The sequence below is a fragment of the Mycobacterium noviomagense genome, from assembly GCF_010731635.1.
Classification (GTDB): Bacteria; Actinomycetota; Actinomycetes; order Mycobacteriales; family Mycobacteriaceae; genus Mycobacterium; species Mycobacterium noviomagense.
This window is the reverse complement of sequence record NZ_AP022583.1, coordinates 453,395-475,296: the sequence shown is the minus strand read 5'-3', so window position 1 is coordinate 475,296 and position 21,902 is coordinate 453,395. Positions and strand designations below refer to the sequence as shown.

Below are 21,902 nucleotides of genomic sequence, written 5' to 3'. Positions count from 1 at the left end.
CACCGGCGTGACTGCGCTCACACCGGCCACGCTTAAAGTGTTGAGCCGTGGCCGACACCATCCAGCAACTGCTTCGCCAGCGGCTCGAGGACGAGAACCCGGCGGTCAAATACGGCGACCGGGTGTGGAGCTGGCGTGAGCATCTGGCCGATGCCGCCACTGAAGCGGCCGCCCTGATCGGTCTCGCCGACCCCGAGCGGCCGCTGCACGTCGGCGCGTTATTGGGTAACACCCCCGAGATGCTCACCGCGATGGCGGCCGCGGCCCTGGGCGGATATGTGGTCTGTGGAATCAACGACACCCGCCGCGGAGCCGCGCTGGCAAAAGACATCCTGCGCGCCGACTGCCAGATCCTGCTCACCGACGCTGAGCACCGCGGTCTGCTCGACGGCCTGAAGTTGCCCGGCGTGCGGGTATTCGACACGGCCGGCAGCGAGTGGTCGGCCTTGCTGGCTTCGGCCGGCCCGCTGACCCCTTATCGTGAGGTCGCGCCGACCGACACGTTCATGATGATCTTCACCTCGGGCACCAGCGGTGAGCCCAAAGCGGTGCAGGTGACCCACATGACCGTGCTTTTTGCCGGTTCAGCGCTGATCGAGCGGTTCGAGATCACCGCATCCGACGTCTGCTACCTGTCGATGCCGCTGTTTCACTCCAACGCGCTGCTGGCCGGCTGGAGCGTGGCGGTGGGCTCCGGAGCGGCGATGGTGCCGGCCAAATTCTCCGCATCACGGTTGCTCGCTGACGTGCGCCGCTACGGGGTGACGTTCATGAACTACGTCGGCAAGCCGCTGGCATATGTGCTGGCCACACCCGAACAACCTGACGACCGCGACAACCCGCTGCGGGTAGCGTTCGGCAACGAGGCCAGCGACCGCGATATCGCCGAATTCAGCCGCCGCTTCGACTGCACGGTGTGGGACGGTTTCGGCTCTACCGAGGGCGCGATCATCATCACCCGCGAAGATGGTTGTCCGCCAGGGTCTTTGGGCCGCGGGTTTCCCGGTGTCGCCATTTACAACCCGGAGACCGGCGCGGAATGCCCGCCGGCCGTCTTCGACCACGAGGGCGCGCTGGCAAATCCCGACGAAGCGATCGGCGAACTGGTCAACACTACCGGCGCCGGCTTGTTCGCCGGCTACTACAACGATCCCGAGGCCACCGGCGCGCGGCTCCGAGACGGCATGTTCTGGTCCGGCGATCTGGCGTACCGAGACAAGGATGGCTGGATCTACTTCGCGGGACGCAGCGGGGAATGGTTGCGTGTCGACGGCGAGAACATGACCACTGCGCCCATCGAACGGATCCTGCAGCGGCTGCCCGCGATCAACCACGTCGCCGTCTATGCCGTGCCTGACAAGCAGGTGGGCGATCAGGTGATGGCGGCAATTGTGCTGCAAGACAACGCCGAGCTGACACCCGAGGAATTCGGCGAGTTTCTGGCGGCTCAGCCCGATTTGTCGCCCAAGGCGTGGCCGCGGCATGTGTGGGTCACCGACCGGTTACCGACCACGGCGACCAACAAGATCCTCAAGCGCCAGTTGACCGCGCTGGGCGCCAGACCCGAGGGCGGTTTGCTGTGGACCCGGGTGGGTCGCGGCAATATCTACGCTGTCGTGGATCGCCAGGCTGATCGACACTATGAGGTCAGCCACGGCTAGCTGTTGTCGTCTTGCAGGCGGGAATGCCTAGGCTCATCGCAGTGTTTTGAGATCATGGCGGTTGAGCTGGCATAATCGACCGCCGAAGATCCCAAGACACCTCAGGGTTCCGGTTCACGTCTGACTTCCGATCAGATACGGGCGACCCGGCGGCCACGATCGAAGAGGACATGATGAAATCCGGCATTCACCCGCAATACGTCGAGACCACTGTGGTCTGCGGCTGCGGCAACACCTTCCAGACCCGTAGCACCAAGGAAAGCGGTCGCATCGTGGTGGAGGTGTGCTCGCAGTGCCATCCCTTCTACACCGGCAAGCAGAAGATCCTGGACAGCGGTGGTCGTGTGGCTCGCTTTGAGAAGCGATACGGCAAGCGCAAGGCCGGCACCGACGAGAAAGCCAAGACCGACAAGTAGCTGGCTTATCGACGCCCGAACTGTCGCGGAACTCCGCGCAGGCCGGGCGTCGTTTCGTGTTCAGGGCAGTCGGCCGCGTTTCAGGAAGGACTCAGCATGACGCAGAGCGTGCAGGCGATCGACGCGCTGCTCGCCGAACACGCTGAGCTTGAGCGTCAGTTGGCCGATCCAGAACTGCACGGCAATCCCGGGGCAGCCCGCACAGTGGGGCGCCGGTTCGCGCAGCTGGCCCCGGTCGTCGCCGCCTACCGCAAATTGGAGTCGGCCCGCGGCGATCTGGAGACCGCTCGCGAGCTGGCCATCTCCGACGAGTCCTTCGCCGCCGAGGTCGCCGAGCTGGAAGCGCGGGTGGCCGAGCTGGACGCCCAAGTCACCGACATGTTGGCCCCTCGTGATCCGCACGATCCCGACGACATCGTGCTCGAAGTCAAGTCCGGCGAAGGCGGGGAGGAGTCGGCGTTGTTCGCCGCCGACCTGGCCCGGATGTACATCCGCTACGCCGAGCGGCACGGCTGGACGGTGACGGTCCTGGACGAAACCACCTCCGACCTGGGTGGCTACAAAGATGCGACGTTGTCGATCGCCAGCAAGGGCGACTCGCCCGACGGGGTGTGGTCGCGACTGAAGTTCGAGGGCGGTGTGCATCGGGTGCAGCGCGTCCCGGTGACCGAATCGCAGGGCAGAGTGCACACCTCGGCGGCTGGCGTGCTGGTCTATCCCGAACCCGAGGAAATCGGTGAGGTGCAGATCGACGAGTCGGATCTGCGCATCGACGTCTACCGGTCCTCTGGAAAGGGCGGACAGGGCGTCAACACCACGGACTCGGCGGTGCGGATCACTCATCTGCCCACCGGGATCGTCGTGACCTGCCAAAACGAGCGTTCCCAGTTGCAGAACAAGACCCGCGCCCTTCAAGTACTGGCAGCGCGGCTGCAGGCGATGATGGAGGAGCAGGCACTGGCAGACGCATCGGCAGACCGGGCCAGCCAGATTCGCACAGTCGACCGCAGCGAACGCATTCGCACGTACAACTTTCCGGAGAACCGGATCACCGACCATCGCATCGGCTTCAAGGCCTACAACCTCGACCAGGTGCTCGACGGTGATCTCGACGCGCTCTTTGATGCGTTGGCCGCCGCCGATCGACAGGCCCGGCTGCAGCAGGCATGAGCTCGTTGCGACACGCAATCGCTTGCGCCACGGCGGTGCTCACCCGGGCGGGCATCGAATCCGCGCGCTATGACGCCGAGGAGCTGGCCGCGCATCTGGCCGGAGTCCAGCGCGGCCGGTTGGCGCTTCTCGACTCGGCCGACGACCAGTTCTTCGAGCGATACCACGACATGATCGCCGCGCGTTCCCGGCGAGTGCCGCTGCAGCATCTCACCGGTACGGTGTCGTTCGGGCCGGTGACACTGCAGGTCGGCCCGGGTGTGTTCATCCCTCGTCCGGAAACCGAGGCCATGTTGGAGTGGGCGAGTACCCAGCGGCTGGGCCCGCGGCCGGTGATCGTCGACCTTTGCACCGGATCGGGGGCTCTGGCAGTCGCGCTGGCTCGTCGCTGGCCTGCGGCGCGGGTGATTGCCGTCGACGATTCCGATGCGGCCCTCGACTACGCGCGGCGCAACACCCACGGCAGCGCGGTCGAGCTGCTGTGCGCCGACGTCGCCACGCCGGGGCTGCTTTCCGAGCTCGACGGCACGGCCGACCTCGTCGTGGCCAACCCGCCCTACGTCCCGGATAGCGCTTCGTTGGAACCTGAAGTGGCCCAACATGATCCGTCTCATGCGGTGTTCGGGGGACCGGATGGGATGACGGTGATCGCCGCCGTCGTTGGGCTTGCCGGGCGCTTGGTGCGCCCGGGCGGCATGTTTGCCGTCGAGCATGACGACACAACCTCATCGCAGACCACCGAAATGATCCTTGCGACAACGCTTTTCGATGACGTGGTGGCTCGATCAGACTTCGTCGGCCGACCGCGATTTGTCACGGCTCGCAGGACAGGTGAGCTGTGAGCGAACTGTTCGACTGCCGTGACCCCGGTGAGCGATCACGAGGAATAACCGCGGCGGTCAATGCCGTCAAAAGCGGTCGGTTGGTGGTCATGCCGACCGACACCGTGTACGGCATCGGCGCCGACGCCTTCGACAGCGCCGCTGTGGCCGCATTGTTGGCGGCGAAGGGCCGCGGTCGCGACATGCCGGTAGGAGTGCTGGTCGGCTCTTGGCAGACCATCGACGGTCTGGCCATCACAGTGCCGGAGGCGGCCCGGCTGCTGATCCGCGCATTTTGGCCGGGCGCGCTGAGCATGGTGATTCAGCAGGCGCCGTCGCTGCAATGGGATCTCGGCGATGCTCGCGGAACCGTGATGTTGCGCATGCCGCTGCACCCGGTGGCCATCGAACTGCTGCGGGAGGTGGGGCCGATGGCAGTGTCGAGCGCCAACATCTCCGGCCAGCCGCCCGCAGTCGACGTCGAAGACGCTCGCCGGCAACTAGGCGACCTGGTCGAGGTTTACCTCGACGCAGGTCGATCCACCCAGCAGGCGGCCTCCACAATTGTCGACTTGACCGGACCCACTCCGCGCATCTTGCGGACGGGACCGGTCACCGCTGAGGCGATTGGCAAGGTGCTCAGCGTGGACCCCGCGACTTTGACGGCCTGATCCGGCGAACAGGTTGGCAGGGTTGTGCAGTACGGTCTCGGCGTGGTTAGCGATGCCGACAATCTTGCCGGCGGCCTGCTCGCCTTGTCTGATCGCGGCGCGGGAGTCCCGTTGCGCGAGCTTGCGCTTGTCGGGCTGACCGCTGCCATCATCACCTACTTCGCGACCGGGCCGGTGCGGGTGCTGGCCACCCGCTTCGGCGCTGTGGCCTACCCACGCGAACGCGACGTGCACGTCACGCCGACGCCGAGGATGGGCGGCCTGGCGATGTATCTCGGCGTTATCGCCGGAGTCTTTCTGGCATCGCAGCTTCCGGCGCTCACCCGAGGCTTCGTCTATTCCTCGGGCATGCCCGCGGTGGTGGTGGCCAGTGCGGTGATTATGGGCATCGGCCTGATCGACGACCGCTGGGGCCTGGACGCCCTGACCAAGTTCGCCGGGCAGATCACCGCGGCCAGCGTGCTGGTCACGATGGGCGTCGCCTGGAGTGTGCTGTACATCCCGCTCGGCGGCGTCGGCACCATCGTCTTGGACCAGGTCTCCTCGATCCTGCTCACCCTCGCGCTCACCGTGTCGATCGTCAACGCCATGAACTTCGTCGACGGGCTCGACGGGCTTGCCGCCGGCTTGGGTCTGATCACCGCGCTCGCGATCTGCATGTTTTCGGTCGGCCTGCTGCGCGACCACGGCGGCGACGTGTTGTTCTACCCGCCCGCGGTGATCTCAGTGGTCCTGGCGGGCGCCTGTCTGGGCTTTCTGCCGCACAACTTTCACCCGGCCAAGATCTTCATGGGCGACTCCGGTTCCATGCTGATCGGACTGATGCTGGCTGCCGCGTCGACCACCGCTGCCGGACCCATCTCGCAGAACGCCTACGGCGCGCGGGACGTGTTCGCTTTGCTGTCGCCCTTCCTGCTCGTGGTGGCGGTGATGTTCGTGCCGATGCTCGATCTACTGCTGGCGATCGTGCGCCGCACCCGGGCCGGGCGTAGCGCGTTCAGCCCGGACAAGATGCACCTGCATCACCGCTTGTTACAGATCGGTCATTCGCACCGGCGCGTGGTGCTACTGATCTATCTTTGGGTCGGCATCGTCGCGTTCGGCACAGCCAGCACGATTTTTTTCAACCCGCGCGACACCGGCGCGGTGATGCTGGCGGCCATCGCAATCGCGGTTGTCGCAACGCTGGTACCGCTGCTGCGCCGCCGCGACGATATCTACGACGAAGAGTAGTAGGACGGGCCGAAATGTGGTACGGTGCAGGCAGAACCCGAACAAACCTCGCGGGTTGCCGGCCCACCCGGCCATCGGATCTTGATCCGATTGCGCCGATGTACGACCGACATAGGGAGCTACCCCTTGGGTGATTCCAGCGCGATGACGGCCTTCCGATACGCTCGACGGGCCACGCAACGATCAACCAGGCAACTCCCTTATATCCGGGATTGAGGTGCAGCAGTGACAACACCAGCGCAAGACGCGCCGTTGGTGTTTCCCTCTGTTGCTTTTCGGCCAGTCCGTCTGCTTGTCATATCGCTTGTACTAACCGCGGCAGCTATCGCGGCCGCAGCTTGGCTCGGAGTCCCGATGGTGGGAGTGTTCTTCGGCATCGGTCTGCTGATGGGTTTGCTGAACGCCGTGCTGGTGCAGCGGTCGGTTTCGGTGATTACCGCCAAGACGCATCCGCTGAAGAGAAGCATGGCGATGAATTCGGTGACGCGGCTGGCGATCCTCACGGTGATCGGGCTGGCGATCGCATTTGCCTTCCGGCCGGTCGGGCTTGGCGTGGTGTTTGGACTGGCGCTCTTCCAGGTACTGCTGGTGGCAACGACCGCGCTGCCGGTGTGGAAGAAGCTACGCGCCGGAGCCGTGCAGTCCGGTTCGGACGCGGAGCGCACAGAAGGGACGGCACCCAGCGATGATTGAGACAATCCTGGCCGACGCCCAAATCCAAGTCGGCGAGCACACGACAACCAAGTGGCTCGGGCTGACGATCAACACCGACACGGTGCTATCGGCAGCGATCGCCGCCGTCATCGTGATCGCCCTCGCCTTCTACCTGCGCGCGAAGGTCACCGCCACCGGCGTGCCCAACGGAGTGCAGCTGTTCTTCGAGGCGATCACCATCCAGATGCGCAACCAGATCGAGAGCACGATCGGCATGCGGATCGCACCTTTCGTGCTGCCCCTGGCGGTCACCATTTTCGTGTTCATTCTGATTTCGAACTGGCTCGCGGTCCTGCCGCTGCAAGTCACCCAAAACGGACACCCCACCGAGCTGCTCAAGCCGGCGGCGGCTGACATCAACTACGTGCTGGCCCTGGCGCTTTTTGTGTTCGTCTGCTACCACGGGGCGGGGTTCCGGCGCCGCGGCATCTTCGGCCATCCGATCAAGGTGCTCAAGGGGCACGTCGCAGCGCTGGCGCCGATCAACATGGTCGAGGAAGTCGCCAAGCCGATCTCGCTGTCGCTCCGACTTTTTGGCAACATCTTCGCCGGCGGGATCATGGTGGCGCTGATCGCGCTGTTTCCGCCCTATATCTTGTGGGCGCCCAACGCCATCTGGAAGGCGTTCGACTTGTTCGTCGGCTTCATCCAGGCGTTCATCTTCGCGCTGTTGACCATCTTGTACTTCGCTCAGGCGATGGAGCTGGACGAGGAGCACGAATAAAAGCGGCCACGAACTTGCACGACCTGGGCACTACTACGTCAACCTGGTAGACCGCTACCAGAAATCAAGGAGGATATGGAATGGCAGGGTTAGCTCCACAAGTCGCGTCCGGCGCCCTCATCGGCGGTGGACTGATCTTGGGCGGCGGCGCGATTGGCGCCGCTATCGGTGACGGTATCGCCGGTAACGCGCTGATCTCCGGCATCGCCCGCCAGCCGGAAGCACAAGGCCGGTTGTTCACTCCGTTCTTCATCACCGTCGGTCTGGTGGAGGCCATGTACTTCATCAATCTGGCGTTCATGGCTCTGTTCGTTTTCGCCACCCCAGTCAAGTAATCCGCTGAGATGGGGGACATGAGCGCTATCGTCCTGGCCGCCGGCCAGGAAGGTGGAGGCGGCGGCGGTAACAACTTCCTCCTCCCCAACGGCACCTTCTTCGTCGTGCTGGTCATCTTCTTGATCGTGCTCGGCGTAATCGGCACTTTTGTCGTGCCGCCGATCATGAAAGTGCTGCGGGAGCGCGAGTACATGGTCGCCAAGACACTTGCCGACAACAGGCGGTCCAACGAGCAATTCGCCGCCGCGCAGGACGACTACGAGAAAGCGATGGCCGAGGCTCGGCTCGAGGCCGCGGCCATCCGCGACGGCGCCCGGGCAGAAGGTCGCAAGATTCTCGAGGACATGCGTGGCCGTGCCGAGGAAGAAGTGCGATCGACACTGCAAGACGCCCGCGAGCGATTGAAGCGAGAAGGCGACACGGTCGCAGAAGAGCTTCGCGCCAGGGTGGAGGCTATGTCGGCCACCCTCGCCAGCCGAATCCTCGCCGTCGACATTGCGCCGGCAACGACGAGCTCGAAGCGGTAACGGACGATGTCGACTTTCATCGGCCAGCTAGCCGGTTTCGCGGTCATCGTCTTCTTGGTATGGCGCTACGTCGTGCCGCCGGTGCGCAGGCTGATGACCGACCGGCAGAACGCTGTCCAGCAGGAATTGGACGAGGCTGCTGAAGCCGCTAACCGGCTGGAGGAAGCGAGCCAGGCTCACGCCAAAGCTCTCGAAGACGCCAAGTCCGAAGCGCAACGTATCACCGAAGAGGCCCGCACTGATGCCCAGCGCCTCGCTGAACAACTACGGGCACAGGCCGATGCCGAAGTGGAACGTATCAAGGTCCAGGGCGCTCGCCAGGTGGAGTTGCTACGGGCACAGCTGATCCGTCAGCTTCGCCAAGACCTCGGCTATGAATCGGTACGACGCGCAGGGGAATTGGTGCGCGACCACGTCGCCGACTCGGCACAGCAGTCTGCCACCGTCGACCGTTTCCTGGACGAACTCGATGCAATGGCCCCGTCCGAGGCGGAGGTCCAATATCCCGTGTTGGCCAAGATGCGCTCGGCCAGCCGGGACGCCCTGACCAACCTGGTGGAGCGGTTCGGCGAGATAGCCGACGACCTGGACGACAAGGGGCTGTCCACCCTTGCCGACGAGCTGGCCTCCGTTGCGACGATGTTGAACCGCGAAACTGTCGTGACCCGATACCTCACAGTGCCGGCCGAGGATGCGGGACCCAGAGTGCGCTTGATCGAGCGGTTGATATCGGGCCAAGTCGGAGATTCCACGCTGAACGTGCTCCGCGCAGCGGTGTCGGAGCGCTGGTCGGCCAGCTCCGATTTGGTCGACGCCATCGAACATGTGGCGCGGCAGGCATTACTGACGCAGGCAGAGCGAGCCGATCAGGTCGACGAGGTGGAAGACCAGCTGTTCCGATTCAGTCGCATCCTCGACACGCAGCCTCGCCTTGCCATCCTGCTGGGCGACGACACCGCCCCCGCCGAAGGTCGGGTTGAGTTACTGCGGAACGTACTCGACAGTGCGAGCGGCAGAGTCAATCCCATCGCGGTTGCGCTGCTATCTCAGACCATCCAGCTGTTGCGCGGTCAACCGGCCGATGAAGCGGTGCTGCACCTTGCCGACGTGGCGGTGGCGCGCCGCGGCGAAGTCGTGGCACGCGTCAGCGCGGCGGCCGAACTCAGCGACGATCAGCGCAGGCGTCTCACCGAGGTGCTTAGCCGCATCTACGGTCATCCGGTGGCGGTGCAGATGCAGATTGACCCCGACCTGCTGGGCGGGCTTCGAATCTCTGTCGGTGACGAGGTGATCGACGGTACGCTCTCGGCTCGTCTCGCCACTGCGGAGACCCAGCTACCCGACTGAGTCAGCACAACACGAACCAGGAAGACGGAAAAGCCATGGCCGAATTGACAATTTCCCCTGACGACATTCAAGGCGCGATCGAAGAGTACGTCAGCTCCTTCACCTCCGACACCGCCCGCGAGGAGATCGGCACTGTCGTGGATACTGGCGACGGCATCGCGCACATCGAGGGCTTGCCCTCGGTGATGGCCCAAGAGCTGCTCGAGTTCCCCGGCGGCGTTCTCGGCGTGGCGCTCAATCTCGACGAGCACAGTGTCGGCGCGGTGATCCTCGGTGACTACGAGAAAATCGGAGAGGGCCAGCAGGTTAAGCGCACCGGCGACGTGCTGTCGGTCCCCGTCGGAGACGGGTATCTGGGCCGGGTAGTCAACCCGCTTGGCCAACCAATCGACGGGCGTGGCGACATCGAAGCCAAAGAGCGCCGTGCATTGGAGCTCCAGGCTCCCTCGGTGATCAATCGCCAGTCCGTGAAGCAGCCGCTGCAAACGGGGATCAAGGCCATCGACTCGCAGACCCCCATCGGCCGAGGACAGCGTCAGCTGATCATCGGCGACCGCAAGACCGGCAAAACCGCAATCTGTGTGGACACCATCCTTAACCAGCGGAAGAACTGGGAGAGCGGTGACGAGGAGCTTCAGGTTCGCTGCGTCTACGTGGCCATCGGCCAGAAGGGCACCACGATCGCCGCGGTTCACCAGGACCTCGAAGAAGGTGGCGCGATGGACTACACCACGATCGTGGCGGCGCCGGCGGCGGAATCGGCCGGCTTCAAATGGCTTGCGCCCTATACCGGTTCGGCGATCGGCCAGCATTGGATGTATGAGGGCAAGGACGTGTTGATCGTGTTCGACGACCTCAGCAAGCATGCCGATGCATACCGTGCAATGTCGCTGCTGCTGCGGCGTCCACCTGGCCGCGAAGCCTATCCGGGTGACGTGTTCTACCTGCACTCGCGTCTGCTGGAACGCTGTGCCAAGCTGTCCGACGACCTTGGAGGCGGCTCGTTGACCGGTCTCCCGATCGTTGAGACAAAAGCGAACGACATCTCGGCTTACATCCCGACCAACGTTATCTCGATCACCGACGGGCAGTGCTTCCTGGAGACCGATTTGTTCAATCAGGGTGTGCGCCCTGCCATCAACGTCGGGATGTCGGTGTCCCGGGTGGGTGGCGCTGCGCAGATCAAAGCGATGAAGGACGTGGCCGGATCGCTGCGTCTTGATCTGTCGCAGTACCGCGAGCTGGAGTCCTTCGCCTCCTTCGCTTCCGACTTGGATGAAAACACGCAGAAGCAACTGAACCGTGGCGAGCGACTGGTCGAACTGCTCAAGCAGCCGCAAAACCAGCCGATGCCGGTCGAAGAACAGGTGATCTCAATCTTCCTGGGCACCGGTGGTCATCTGGACTCGGTACCGGTCGAAGACATCAACCGGTTCGAATCCGAATTCCTCGACCACGTTCGATCCTCCGAGGAGGGGATCTTGAAGGAGATCCGCGAATCGCGGGAGTTCAACGATGAGCTTGCCGACAAGGTCACCGAGGTGGTCAACCAGTTCAAGAAGGGCTTTGCGGCCACCGGCGGCGGATCGGTGGTGCCCGACGAGCACGTCGAGGCCCTAGATGAGGAACAGTTGGGCAAGGAATCGGTGCAGGTGCACAAGCCCGCGCCGAAGAAGGAAAAGAAGAAGTAGCCGAGGATGGGTGCCACACTTCGTCAGTTGCGCGGACGGATCCGCTCGGCCGGCTCGATCAAAAAAATCACCAAGGCCCAGGAAATGATCGCGACGTCGCGTATCGGCAAGGCGCAGTCCCGACTCCAGGCTGCCCGGCCCTATGCAACTGAGATCACCCGGATGCTTACTACCCTGGGCAACGAAGCCGCGCTTGACCATCCACTGCTCGTGGAGCGTCCCGAGCCGAAGCGCGCCGGCGTTCTCGTCGTGTCCTCAGATCGTGGCCTTTGCGGCGCCTACAACTCGAGCATATTTCGCCGCAGCGAGCAACTATTTTCGCTGCTGCGGGAAGAGGGCAAGACTCCCGTGCTGTACACCATCGGCCGTAAAGCAGAGAGCCACTTCTCATTTCGCAACTGGGACATCACCGATTCCTGGACCGGCTTCTCAGAACAACCCCAGTACGAAAACGCTTGCGAGGTCGCCGAGACGCTCGTGGATGCGTTTATGGCCGGGGTCGGCGATGACGATCGGCAGTCCGATGACAAGGTCGCCGTCGATGAGTTGCACATCGTCTATACGGAGTTCAAGACGATGATGTCGCAGTCAGCCGAGGCACGCCGGATGGCGCCAATGGAAATCGAGTACGTCGGCGAGGACACCCAGCTGCGCACCCTTTATTCGTTCGAGCCAGACGCGACGACGCTCTTCGAGTCGCTGTTGCCGCGATATCTGACCACCCGCGTTTATGTCGCGCTGCTCGAGTCCGCGGCGTCGGAACTGTCGGCACGCCAGCGGGCGATGAAGTCAGCCACCGACAATGCCGAGGACCTGATCAAGGATCTCACTTTGGAGGCAAACCGTCAGCGGCAGGCCGAAATTACTCAGGAGATCAGCGAAATCGTCGGTGGCGCAAATGCGCTCGCCGAAGCAAACACGTAAAGCCCCATCGGAAGCGAAAAGACATGGCTACTAGCACCAAAAAGACCGAAGACACCAAAAGCAAGGACACCAACGGCCGCAAGGGCAAAAGCAATGACACCAACGGGCGCGTGGTACGCGTCACCGGGCCTGTCGTCGACGTCGAGTTCCCCCGCGGTGCCATACCAGACCTCTTCAACGCGCTGCACACAAAGGTTACTTTCGAGGCGCTCAAGAAGACATTGACGTTGGAGGTCGCTCAGCACCTAGGTGACAACCTGGTGCGCGCGATATCGATGCAGCCCACCGATGGCTTGGTGCGCGGTGTCGAGGTGATCGACACTGGCGAGTCGATCTCCGTCCCGGTCGGTGAAGGTGTCAAGGGCCACGTGTTCAACGCGCTCGGCGACTGCCTCGACGAAGATGGCTACGGAAAAGATTTCGACCGCTGGCCCATCCACCGCAAGCCACCGACATTCGAGGAGCTGGAGCCTCGCACCGAAATGTTGGAGACCGGGCTAAAAGTGATCGATCTGCTGACGCCATATGTGCGCGGCGGCAAGATCGCGTTGTTCGGTGGCGCCGGCGTGGGCAAGACGGTGCTGATCCAGGAGATGATCAACCGCATCGCCCGCAACTTCGGTGGCACCTCGGTGTTTGCGGGTGTAGGGGAGCGCACTAGGGAGGGCAACGACCTGTGGGTCGAGCTCAAGGAAGCCGACGTGCTCAAGGACACCGCGCTGGTTTTTGGCCAGATGGATGAGCCGCCCGGCACCCGTATGCGGGTCGGGCTGTCGGCCCTGACGATGGCCGAGTGGTTCCGCGACGAACAGGAGCAGGACGTGCTTCTGTTCATCGACAACATCTTCCGATTCACCCAGGCGGGCTCGGAGGTGTCGACGCTGCTCGGCCGGATGCCATCGGCGGTGGGATACCAGCCCACGCTGGCGGACGAGATGGGCGAGCTGCAGGAGCGCATCACTTCGACGCGAGGCCGCTCGATCACCTCGATGCAGGCGGTCTACGTGCCTGCCGACGACTACACCGACCCGGCCCCGGCGACCACCTTCGCGCACCTGGACGCCACCACGGAGCTCAGCCGCGACGTGTTCTCCAAGGGCATCTTCCCCGCAGTGGACCCGCTGGCGTCCAGCTCCACCATCCTCGACGCCGATGTGGTGGGCGACGAGCACTACCGCGTAGCGCAAGAGGTCATCCGAATCCTGCAGCGCTACAAGGACCTTCAGGACATCATCGCGATTCTCGGTATCGACGAGTTGTCCGAGGAGGACAAGCAGCAGGTGAATCGGGCTCGGCGCATCGAGCGGTTCCTGTCGCAGAACATGATGGCCGCCGAGCAGTTCACCGGCCGGCCAGGTTCAACTGTGCCAGTGAAGGAGACCATCGAGGCCTTCGACAGGCTGACTAAGGGCGACTTCGACCACGTACCCGAACAAGCCTTCTTCTTGATCGGCGGTTTGGACGACTTGGCCAAGAAAGCACAGGACTACGGCGTCAAACTTGAAGGCAATGGCAAGAAGAACGGTAAGTCCAAGAAAGACGAGGACCAGAAGGAAGAGGACAAGGAGGAGAAGGCAGACGAGGGCGACAAGGACGCCGAAGCCAAGAAAGACAACGGTGGTGACGGGGAAGCGAAAGACGGCGAATAGCAGTCTGATTGACCCCATACAGATCGTTGCATTCTGTCAAGCGCGAGAGGTGATGTGACATGGCGGCCGAAATGGACGTCGACATCGTCGACGTCGACCGAAAGATGTGGTCGGGCAAGGGAACCTTCATCTTCACCCGCACCACTGTCGGCGAGATCGGCATCATGCCAAGGCATATCCCGCTCGTAGCGCAACTTGTCGAGGATGCCATGGTGCGCGTCGAACGCGAGGGCGAAGAGGATCTGCGCATCGCCACACACGGTGGATTTTTATCGGTGACCGAGGAAGGCGTCACGATCCTCGCCGAATCCGCTGAGTTCGCATCAGAGATCGACGAGGCGACCGCCAGGCATGATGCCCAATCCGGCGACCCGCGGATCGCCGCGCATGGGCGGGCCAGGCTGCGCGCCTTGGGCGTTCTCGACTAGCGGGGCGCGGCGATGAGCGCGCCCATGATCGTCATGGTCGCGCTGATTTGTGTGCTCTTTTTGGTCGTTGTCGCGCTCAGCTACCGGCTTTGGAATCTGCGCCAGGGCGGGACTGCGGCGATTCTGCGCGACACGCCGGCTGTCGGCGGTCACGGCTGGCGGCATGGCGTGGTCCGGTACCGCGGTGGTGAAGCCGTGTTCTACCGACTCTCCAGCGTGCGGTGGTGGCCGGATCGCCGCCTCAGCAGGCGAGGCATCGAAATCATTTCGCGCCGCTCACCGCGCGGTGACGAATTCGATATCATGACCGACGAGATCGCCGTGCTGGAATTACGTGACTCGACCCAGGATCGCAGGTGGGGTTACGAAATCGCCCTTGACCGAGGCGCTTTGACCGCATTCCTGTCATGGCTGGAATCGCGGCCGTCGCCGAGAGCCCGTCGGCGTACCGTGTGAGATGCACGGAAATCGTAGTAGGACTTTAGTTCTCGGGCTCTTCAGCATGCCCGCCACCTGGCTGCCAAAGCACGTCACCGTCGCGGTTGGCAAGTCGCGACAGAATGAACAGCAGATCCGAAAGTCGGTTCAGATACTTCGCCGGCAGCACGCTGACCCCCTCGGGATAGGCGTCTACCGCCGCCCAGGCTGATCGCTCGGCACGACGCACTACGGTACGCGCCACGTGCAGTAGCGCTGAAAGCGCTGAACCGCCCGGCAGCACAAACGAATTCAAGGGCTGCAAGGTTGCGTTGTACTTGTCGCACCACCCTTCCAGCCGGTCGACATACGGCTGGGTGATTCGCAGCGGCGGATGCTCCGGCTGTTCCACTATGGGGGTCGAGAGGTCCGCCCCGGCATCGAACAGGTCGTTTTGGATCTGCCGGAGCACAGCAGTTATTTCCTCGTCGGGCCGACCCAGCGCGATCGCGACGCCAATAGCGGCGTTGGCCTCGTCGCAGTCGGCGTAGGCCACCAGCCGGGCATCGTTTTTAGAGACCCGCGAGAAATCACTCAAGCCGGTTGTACCGTCGTCGCCGGTACGGGTATAGATGCGGGTCAGATGAACTGCCATAACCCAAACGGTACCGTTCTGAGCCGCTGGGCTGACTGACAGTCGGGTACCGCCTCACTAAACTAACCCGGGTGGGCGAGCGTTTCGTGGTGACCGGCGGGAACCGGTTGTCGGGCGAAGTTGCTGTTGGGGGCGCCAAGAATAGTGTGCTGAAGCTGATGGCGGCGGCACTTTTGGCCGAAGGCACCAGCACGATCACCAACTGTCCCGACATCCTTGATGTCCCTTTGATGGCCGAGGTATTGCGGGGCTTGGGCGCGACGGTAGAGCTCTCCGGCGCAACAGTGCGGATCACCTCCCCCGATGAGCTCAAGTACGACGCGGATTTTGCGGCGGTACGGCAATTTCGGGCGTCGGTGTGCGTGTTGGGGCCATTGGTGGGCCGGTGCAAGCGCGCCAAAGTTGCCCTTCCGGGCGGTGACGCGATCGGCTCTCGGCCGTTGGACATGCATCAGGCGGGTCTCCGGCAGCTGGGTGCCGTCTGCAACATCGAACACGGTTGTGTCGTAGCGCAAGCAGAAGCGTTGCGCGGGGCGGAAATTCAATTGGAGTTTCCGTCGGTGGGTGCCACCGAGAACATCCTGATGGCTGCGGTGTTGGCCGAGGGTGTCACCACCATTCACAATGCTGCACGCGAACCCGATGTGGTCGACCTGTGCACGATGTTGAACCAAATGGGCGCGCAGGTGGAGGGCGCCGGCTCGCCGACGATGACTATCACCGGTGTGCCGCGGCTGTATCCCACCGAGCATCGGGTGATCGGCGATCGCATCGTGGCCGCCACGTGGGGGATCGCGGCGGCGATGACTCGTGGCGATATCACGGTGACCGGCGTCGATCCCGCGCACCTGCAAGTGGTGCTGCACAAGCTCTATGACGCGGGCGCCACCGTCACCCAAACAGACAACAGTTTCCGGGTGGTGCAATACGAACGCCCGAAGGCGGTCAACGTCGCAACGTTGCCGTTCCCAGGGTTCCCGACCGATCTGCAGCCGATGGCGATCGCTTTGGCCTCCATCGCCGACGGAACGTCGATGATCACCGAGAACGTGTTCGAGGCGCGGTTTCGGTTCGTCGAGGAGATGATCCGGCTGGGCGCCGACGCTCGCACCGATGGCCACCATGCGGTTGTGCGGGGTCTCCCACAACTCTCCAGCGCGCCGGTGTGGTGCTCGGACATCCGTGCGGGGGCCGGCCTAGTGCTGGCGGGACTGGTCGCTGACGGCGACACCGAGGTGCACGACGTATTCCACATTGATCGCGGTTATCCGTTGTTCGTGGAAAACCTGGTCAGTCTCGGTGCAGAGATCGAACGCGTAGAATAGGGAGTTCGCAACCCGAGTCGGCTGAGGAAACAGAACGGCTTAACCGAGTTGACGGGCCCTCTGGTGCGGAGTATAGTGGCAGGGTTGCCTGCTGGTGGGTGTTGTTTGAGAACTCAATAGTGTGTTTGGTGGTTTTGTTTGTTGTTTTTTTGCCGCGCCTTTTGATGCCCCGTGTCATTGGGTGTGGTGTGTTTGTTTGTCAGGTTGTTTCTCTGAATGGTTTTTGTTTGGAGAGTTTGATCCTGGCTCAGGACGAACGCTGGCGGCGTGCTTAACACATGCAAGTCGAACGGAAAGGCCCCTTTCGGGGGGTGCTCGAGTGGCGAACGGGTGAGTAACACGTGGGTGATCTGCCCTGCACTTTGGGATAAGCCTGGGAAACTGGGTCTAATACCGGATAGGACCATTCCATGCATGTGGGGTGGTGGAAAGCGTTTTGTAGCGGTGTGGGATGGGCCCGCGGCCTATCAGCTTGTTGGTGGGGTGATGGCCTACCAAGGCGACGACGGGTAGCCGGCCTGAGAGGGTGTCCGGCCACACTGGGACTGAGATACGGCCCAGACTCCTACGGGAGGCAGCAGTGGGGAATATTGCACAATGGGCGCAAGCCTGATGCAGCGACGCCGCGTGGGGGATGACGGCCTTCGGGTTGTAAACCTCTTTCACCATCGACGAAGCCGCACGTTTTCGTGTTGGTGACGGTAGGTGGAGAAGAAGCACCGGCCAACTACGTGCCAGCAGCCGCGGTAATACGTAGGGTGCGAGCGTTGTCCGGAATTACTGGGCGTAAAGAGCTCGTAGGTGGTTTGTCGCGTTGTTCGTGGAAGTCCACAGCTTAACTGTGGGGGTGCGGGCGATACGGGCAGACTGGAGTACTGCAGGGGAGACTGGAATTCCTGGTGTAGCGGTGGAATGCGCAGATATCAGGAGGAACACCGGTGGCGAAGGCGGGTCTCTGGGCAGTAACTGACGCTGAGGAGCGAAAGCGTGGGGAGCGAACAGGATTAGATACCCTGGTAGTCCACGCCGTAAACGGTGGGTACTAGGTGTGGGTTTCCTTCCTTGGGATCCGTGCCGTAGCTAACGCATTAAGTACCCCGCCTGGGGAGTACGGCCGCAAGGCTAAAACTCAAAGGAATTGACGGGGGCCCGCACAAGCGGCGGAGCATGTGGATTAATTCGATGCAACGCGAAGAACCTTACCTGGGTTTGACATGCACAGGACGCGTCTAGAGATAGGCGTTCCCTTGTGGCCTGTGTGCAGGTGGTGCATGGCTGTCGTCAGCTCGTGTCGTGAGATGTTGGGTTAAGTCCCGCAACGAGCGCAACCCTTGTCCCATGTTGCCAGCACGTGATGGTGGGGACTCATGGGAGACTGCCGGGGTCAACTCGGAGGAAGGTGGGGATGACGTCAAGTCATCATGCCCCTTATGTCCAGGGCTTCACACATGCTACAATGGCCGGTACAAAGGGCTGCGATGCCGTGAGGTTAAGCGAATCCTCGCTAAAGCCGGTCTCAGTTCGGATCGGGGTCTGCAACTCGACCCCGTGAAGTCGGAGTCGCTAGTAATCGCAGATCAGCAATGCTGCGGTGAATACGTTCCCGGGCCTTGTACACACCGCCCGTCACGTCATGAAAGTCGGTAACACCCGAAGCCGCTGGCCTAACCCGTATGGGAGGGAGGCGTCGAAGGTGGGATCGGCGATTGGGACGAAGTCGTAACAAGGTAGCCGTACCGGAAGGTGCGGCTGGATCACCTCCTTTCTAAGGAGCACCACGAGAAGGCATCCCAACTGGTGGGGTGTCAGCCGATGTGGAGTTCGGCGCTGTAGTGGCGTCGGGCTGGGTGCATGGCAAGCAAGCCGCCAACACACTGTTGGGTCCTGAGACAACACCTGTGGTGTTGTTGCCTCGCTTGGTGGTGGGGTGTGGTGTTTGAGTTTTGGATAGTGGTTGCGAGCATCTAGCAAGCAAGAAGCTGGTTTTTTTGTTTTTCTTGTTTGCCGAGTGTTTTTTGGTGTTTGTAAGTGTGTTAGGGCGCATGGTGGATGCCTTGGCATCAGGGGCCGATGAAGGACGTGGGAGGCTGCGATATGCCTCGGGGAGTTGTCAACCGAGCGTGGATCCGAGGATGTCCGAATGGGGTAACCCGGCACGAGTGATGTCGTGTCACCCGCATCTGAATGTATAGGGTGCGGGGGGGAACGCGGGGAAGTGAAACATCTCAGTACCCGTAGGAGAAGAAAACAATTGTGATTCCGTTAGTAGTGGCGAGCGAACGCGGATCAGGCTAAACCGTACGCATGTGATACCCGGCGGGGGTTGTGTGTGTGGTGTTGTGGGGCGTTTTTGGTTCGGGTCCGCCGGCCTGGACGGGAGTGAGAAACCGTGGTGTTAGTCGAAGTGGCCTGGGATGGTCTGCCGTAGACGGTGAGAGCCCGGTAGGTGAAAACATCATGGCTCCCGAGAAAGCGTTCCCGAGTAGCAGCGGGCCCGTGGAATCTGCTGTGAATCGGCCGGGACCACCCGGTAAGCCTGAATACTTCCTGGTGACCGATAGCGGATCAGTACCGTGAGGGAATGGTGAAAAGTACCCCGGGAGGGAGTGAAAGAGTACCTGAAACCGTGTGCCTACAATCCGTCAAAGCCCCCGGTTGGTGGGGTGATGGCGTGCCTTTTGAAGAATGAGCCTGCGAGTCAGGGACATGTCGCGAGGTTAACCCGGGTGGGGTAGCCGCAGCGAAAGCGAGTCTGAATAGGGCGTATCCCCGGTATGGGGTGTAGTGGTGTGTTCTGGACCCGAAGCGGAGTGATCTACCCATGGCCAGGGTGAAGCGCGGGTAAGACCGCGTGGAGGCCCGAACCCACTTAGGTTGAAGACTGAGGGGATGAGTTGTGGGTAGGGGTGAAAGGCCAATCAAACTCCGTGATAGCTGGTTCTCCCCGAAATGCATTTAGGTGCAGCGTTGTGTGGTTCACCGCGGAGGTAGAGCTACTGGATGGCCGATGGGCCCGACTAGGTTACTGACGTCAGCCAAACTCCGAATGCCGCGGTGGGAAAGCATGGCAGTGAGACGGCGGGGGATAAGCTTCGCGCGTCGAAAGGGAAACAGCCCAGATCGCCGGCTAAGGCCCCTAAGGGTGTGCTAAGTGGGAAAGGATGTGCAGTCGCACAGACAACCAGGAGGTTGGCTTAGAAGCAGCCATCCTTGAAAGAGTGCGTAATAGCTCACTGGTCAAGTGATTGTGCGCCGATAATGTAGCGGGGCTCAAGCACACCGCCGAAGCCGCGGCAACAAAGCAATTTGTTGGGTAGGGGAGCGTCCCTCCACCGGGGAAGCATGAGAGTGATCTTGTGTGGAGGTGGGGGGAGTGAGAATGCAGGCATGAGTAGCGATAAGGCAAGTGAGAACCTTGCCCGCCGGAAGACCAAGGGTTCCTGGGCCAGGCCAGTCCGCCCAGGGTGAGTCGGGACCTAAGGCGAGGCCGACAGGCGTAGTCGATGGACAACGGGTTGATATTCCCGTACCCGTGTGTGCGCGCCCATACCGAATCGGATCTGCTAACCACCCAAAACCCCGCTGACCGTGCCCTTTTTGGGGTGTGGGGGTGGGGGGCTGCGTGGGACCCGGTCTGCTAGTAGGTAAGCGATGGGGTGACGCAGGAAGGTAGCCGTACCAGTCAGTGGTTGTACTGGGGCAAGCCGGTAGGGAGAGCGATAGGCAAATCCGTCGCTCATGAAATCCTGAGAGGTGATGCATAGCCGGTTGAGGTGAATTCGGTGATCCTGTGCTGCCGAGAAAGCCTCTAGCGAGCTCACACACGGCCCGTACCCCAAACCGACACAGGTGGTCAGGTAGAGAATACCGAGGCGTACGAGACAACTATGGTTAAGGAACTCGGCAAAATGCCCCCGTAACTTCGGGAGAAGGGGAACCCCCACACCGTCATGGCCTTCGCGGCCGGCAGCGGCAGGGGGTGGCACAAACCAGGGAGAAGCGACTGTTTACTAAAAACACAGGTCCGTGCGAAGTCGCAAGACGAGGTATACGGACTGACGCCTGCCCGGTGCTGGAAGGTTAAGAGGACCCGTCAACCCTTCGGGGTGAAGCGGAGAATTTAAGCCCCAGTAAACGGCGGTGGTAACTATAACCATCCTAAGGTAGCGAAATTCCTTGTCGGGTAAGTTCCGACCTGCACGAATGGCGTAACGACTTCTCCACTGTCTCAACCATAGACTCGGCGAAATTGCACTACGAGTAAAGATGCTCGTTACGCGCGGCAGGACGAAAAGACCCCGGGACCTTTACTACAACTTGGTATTGGAGTTCGATGCGGCTTGTGTAGGATAGGTGGGAGACTGTGAAACATGAACGCCAGTTTGTGTGGAGTCGTTGTTGAAATACCACTCTGGCCGTATTGGACCTCTAACCTCGAACCCTGAACCGGGTTCAGGGACAGTGCCTGGCGGGTAGTTTAACTGGGGCGGTTGCCTCCCAAAAGGTAACGGAGGCGCCCAAAGGTTCCCTCAACCTGGACGGCAATCAGGTGGCGAGTGCAAGTGCACAAGGGAGCTTGACTGCAAGACCCACACGTCAAGCAGGGACGAAAGTCGGGACTAGTGATCCGGCACCCCCGAGTGGAAGGGGTGTCGCTCAACGGATAAAAGGTACCCCGGGGATAACAGGCTGATCTTCCCCAAGAGTCCATATCGACGGGATGGTTTGGCACCTCGATGTCGGCTCGTCGCATCCTGGGGCTGGAGCAGGTCCCAAGGGTTGGGCTGTTCGCCCATTAAAGCGGCACGCGAGCTGGGTTTAGAACGTCGTGAGACAGTTCGGTCTCTATCCGCCGCGCGCGTCAGAAGCTTGAGGAAACCTGTCCCTAGTACGAGAGGACCGGGACGGACGAACCTCTGGTCCACCAGTTGTCCCACCAGGGGCACCGCTGGATAGCCACGTTCGGCCAGGATAACCGCTGAAAGCATCTAAGCGGGAAACCTTCTCCAAGACCAGGCTTCTCACCCATATCAGTGGGATAAGGCCCCCCGCAGAACACGGGATCAATAGACCAGACCTAGACACCCCGCAAGGGGCGAAGGCCACTGGCACTAACCGGCCGAAAACTTACAACACCGTCCGGCGACCGATGCAGGCCGCACCGGCCTGACAACGAGCCGGACAACTAAACCA

The 21,902-nt window shown here is 62.0% G+C and carries 18 protein-coding genes and 2 rRNA genes; 19 read left to right on the top strand and 1 reads right to left on the bottom strand.

From position 1 onward, the window contains the following. The first annotated feature begins 47 nt into the window (after positions 1–47). The 16 genes from fadD1 (at position 48) to G6N15_RS01870 (ending at position 14,768) form a co-directional block, all read left to right on the top strand. On the top strand, positions 48–1,661 hold the full coding sequence (gene fadD1, locus G6N15_RS01945; RefSeq protein ID WP_083085103.1) for a fatty-acid--CoA ligase FadD1: 1,614 nt from the start codon (positions 48–50) through the stop codon (positions 1,659–1,661). A 173-nt stretch (positions 1,662–1,834) separates the two neighbouring features. Beyond that, the gene (gene rpmE / locus G6N15_RS01940) at positions 1,835–2,077 is read left to right on the top strand and encodes a 50S ribosomal protein L31 (RefSeq protein ID WP_083085209.1); all 243 of its coding nucleotides are present in this window, start codon (positions 1,835–1,837) and stop codon (positions 2,075–2,077) included. Between the two features lie 96 nt (positions 2,078–2,173). Continuing rightward, on the top strand, positions 2,174–3,247 hold the full coding sequence (prfA, locus tag G6N15_RS01935; protein ID WP_083085105.1) for a peptide chain release factor 1: 1,074 nt from the start codon (positions 2,174–2,176) through the stop codon (positions 3,245–3,247). Continuing rightward, positions 3,244–4,089, top strand: a complete 846-nt coding sequence (gene prmC / locus G6N15_RS01930) for a peptide chain release factor N(5)-glutamine methyltransferase (RefSeq protein ID WP_083085108.1) — start codon at positions 3,244–3,246, stop codon at positions 4,087–4,089. The genes prfA and prmC overlap by 4 nt, the downstream gene beginning before the upstream one ends. Then, the gene (locus tag G6N15_RS01925; protein WP_083085110.1) at positions 4,086–4,739 is read left to right on the top strand and encodes an L-threonylcarbamoyladenylate synthase; all 654 of its coding nucleotides are present in this window, start codon (positions 4,086–4,088) and stop codon (positions 4,737–4,739) included. Before prmC ends, G6N15_RS01925 begins: the two co-directional genes overlap by 4 nt. Before the next feature lie 24 nt (positions 4,740–4,763). Then, entirely contained in the window at positions 4,764–5,972 is a 1,209-nt protein-coding gene (locus tag G6N15_RS01920; protein WP_139797690.1) for a glycosyltransferase family 4 protein, read from the top strand. 225 nt (positions 5,973–6,197) lie between these two features. Next, positions 6,198–6,665, top strand: a complete 468-nt coding sequence (locus G6N15_RS01915) for an ATP synthase subunit I (protein ID WP_083085113.1) — start codon at positions 6,198–6,200, stop codon at positions 6,663–6,665. Next, positions 6,658–7,410 carry a F0F1 ATP synthase subunit A gene (gene atpB, locus G6N15_RS01910; RefSeq protein WP_083085116.1) on the top strand — a complete coding sequence of 251 codons (753 nt, stop codon included), beginning with the start codon at positions 6,658–6,660 and terminating at the stop codon, positions 7,408–7,410. The genes G6N15_RS01915 and atpB overlap by 8 nt, the downstream gene beginning before the upstream one ends. A gap of 80 nt (positions 7,411–7,490) precedes the next feature. After that, positions 7,491–7,745 carry a F0F1 ATP synthase subunit C gene (locus G6N15_RS01905; protein ID WP_083085118.1) on the top strand — a complete coding sequence of 85 codons (255 nt, stop codon included), beginning with the start codon at positions 7,491–7,493 and terminating at the stop codon, positions 7,743–7,745. A 9-nt stretch (positions 7,746–7,754) separates the two neighbouring features. Beyond that, the gene (locus G6N15_RS01900) at positions 7,755–8,273 is read left to right on the top strand and encodes a F0F1 ATP synthase subunit B (protein WP_083085121.1); all 519 of its coding nucleotides are present in this window, start codon (positions 7,755–7,757) and stop codon (positions 8,271–8,273) included. 6 nt (positions 8,274–8,279) lie between these two features. Further along, positions 8,280–9,620 carry a F0F1 ATP synthase subunit B/delta gene (locus tag G6N15_RS01895; RefSeq protein WP_083085123.1) on the top strand — a complete coding sequence of 447 codons (1,341 nt, stop codon included), beginning with the start codon at positions 8,280–8,282 and terminating at the stop codon, positions 9,618–9,620. A 35-nt stretch (positions 9,621–9,655) separates the two neighbouring features. Then, complete coding sequence (gene atpA / locus G6N15_RS01890; RefSeq protein WP_083085125.1) at positions 9,656–11,311, top strand: F0F1 ATP synthase subunit alpha; 1,656 nt, start codon at positions 9,656–9,658, stop codon at positions 11,309–11,311. Between the two features lie 6 nt (positions 11,312–11,317). Next, positions 11,318–12,235 (top strand): F0F1 ATP synthase subunit gamma, encoded by a 918-nt coding sequence (locus G6N15_RS01885; protein ID WP_083085126.1) that lies wholly within the window; start codon positions 11,318–11,320, stop codon positions 12,233–12,235. Positions 12,236–12,258: 23 nt separating this feature from the next. Next, on the top strand, positions 12,259–13,884 hold the full coding sequence (gene atpD / locus G6N15_RS01880) for a F0F1 ATP synthase subunit beta (protein ID WP_083085127.1): 1,626 nt from the start codon (positions 12,259–12,261) through the stop codon (positions 13,882–13,884). A gap of 59 nt (positions 13,885–13,943) precedes the next feature. Further along, positions 13,944–14,312 (top strand): F0F1 ATP synthase subunit epsilon, encoded by a 369-nt coding sequence (locus tag G6N15_RS01875; RefSeq protein ID WP_083085128.1) that lies wholly within the window; start codon positions 13,944–13,946, stop codon positions 14,310–14,312. A 12-nt stretch (positions 14,313–14,324) separates the two neighbouring features. After that, on the top strand, positions 14,325–14,768 hold the full coding sequence (locus G6N15_RS01870; RefSeq protein WP_083085129.1) for a DUF2550 domain-containing protein: 444 nt from the start codon (positions 14,325–14,327) through the stop codon (positions 14,766–14,768). 25 nt (positions 14,769–14,793) lie between these two features. Here the strand turns inward: G6N15_RS01870 and G6N15_RS01865 are convergent, their stop codons facing one another. Next, a complete protein-coding gene (locus G6N15_RS01865; RefSeq protein ID WP_083085130.1) occupies positions 14,794–15,384 on the bottom strand; it encodes a cob(I)yrinic acid a,c-diamide adenosyltransferase in 591 nt (196 codons plus the stop codon). A gap of 71 nt (positions 15,385–15,455) precedes the next feature. On the opposite strand from G6N15_RS01865, the gene murA reads away from it, so the two are divergent. The 3 genes from murA (at position 15,456) to G6N15_RS01850 (ending at position 21,844) form a co-directional block, all read left to right on the top strand. After that, positions 15,456–16,709, top strand: a complete 1,254-nt coding sequence (murA, locus tag G6N15_RS01860) for a UDP-N-acetylglucosamine 1-carboxyvinyltransferase (protein ID WP_083085132.1) — start codon at positions 15,456–15,458, stop codon at positions 16,707–16,709. A 224-nt stretch (positions 16,710–16,933) separates the two neighbouring features. Next, positions 16,934–18,474, top strand: a 16S ribosomal RNA gene (locus G6N15_RS01855). A gap of 257 nt (positions 18,475–18,731) precedes the next feature. Next, positions 18,732–21,844 (top strand): 23S ribosomal RNA (locus tag G6N15_RS01850). The 16S and 23S rRNA genes sit together here, the layout of an rRNA operon. The last annotated feature ends 58 nt before the right edge of the window (positions 21,845–21,902 follow it).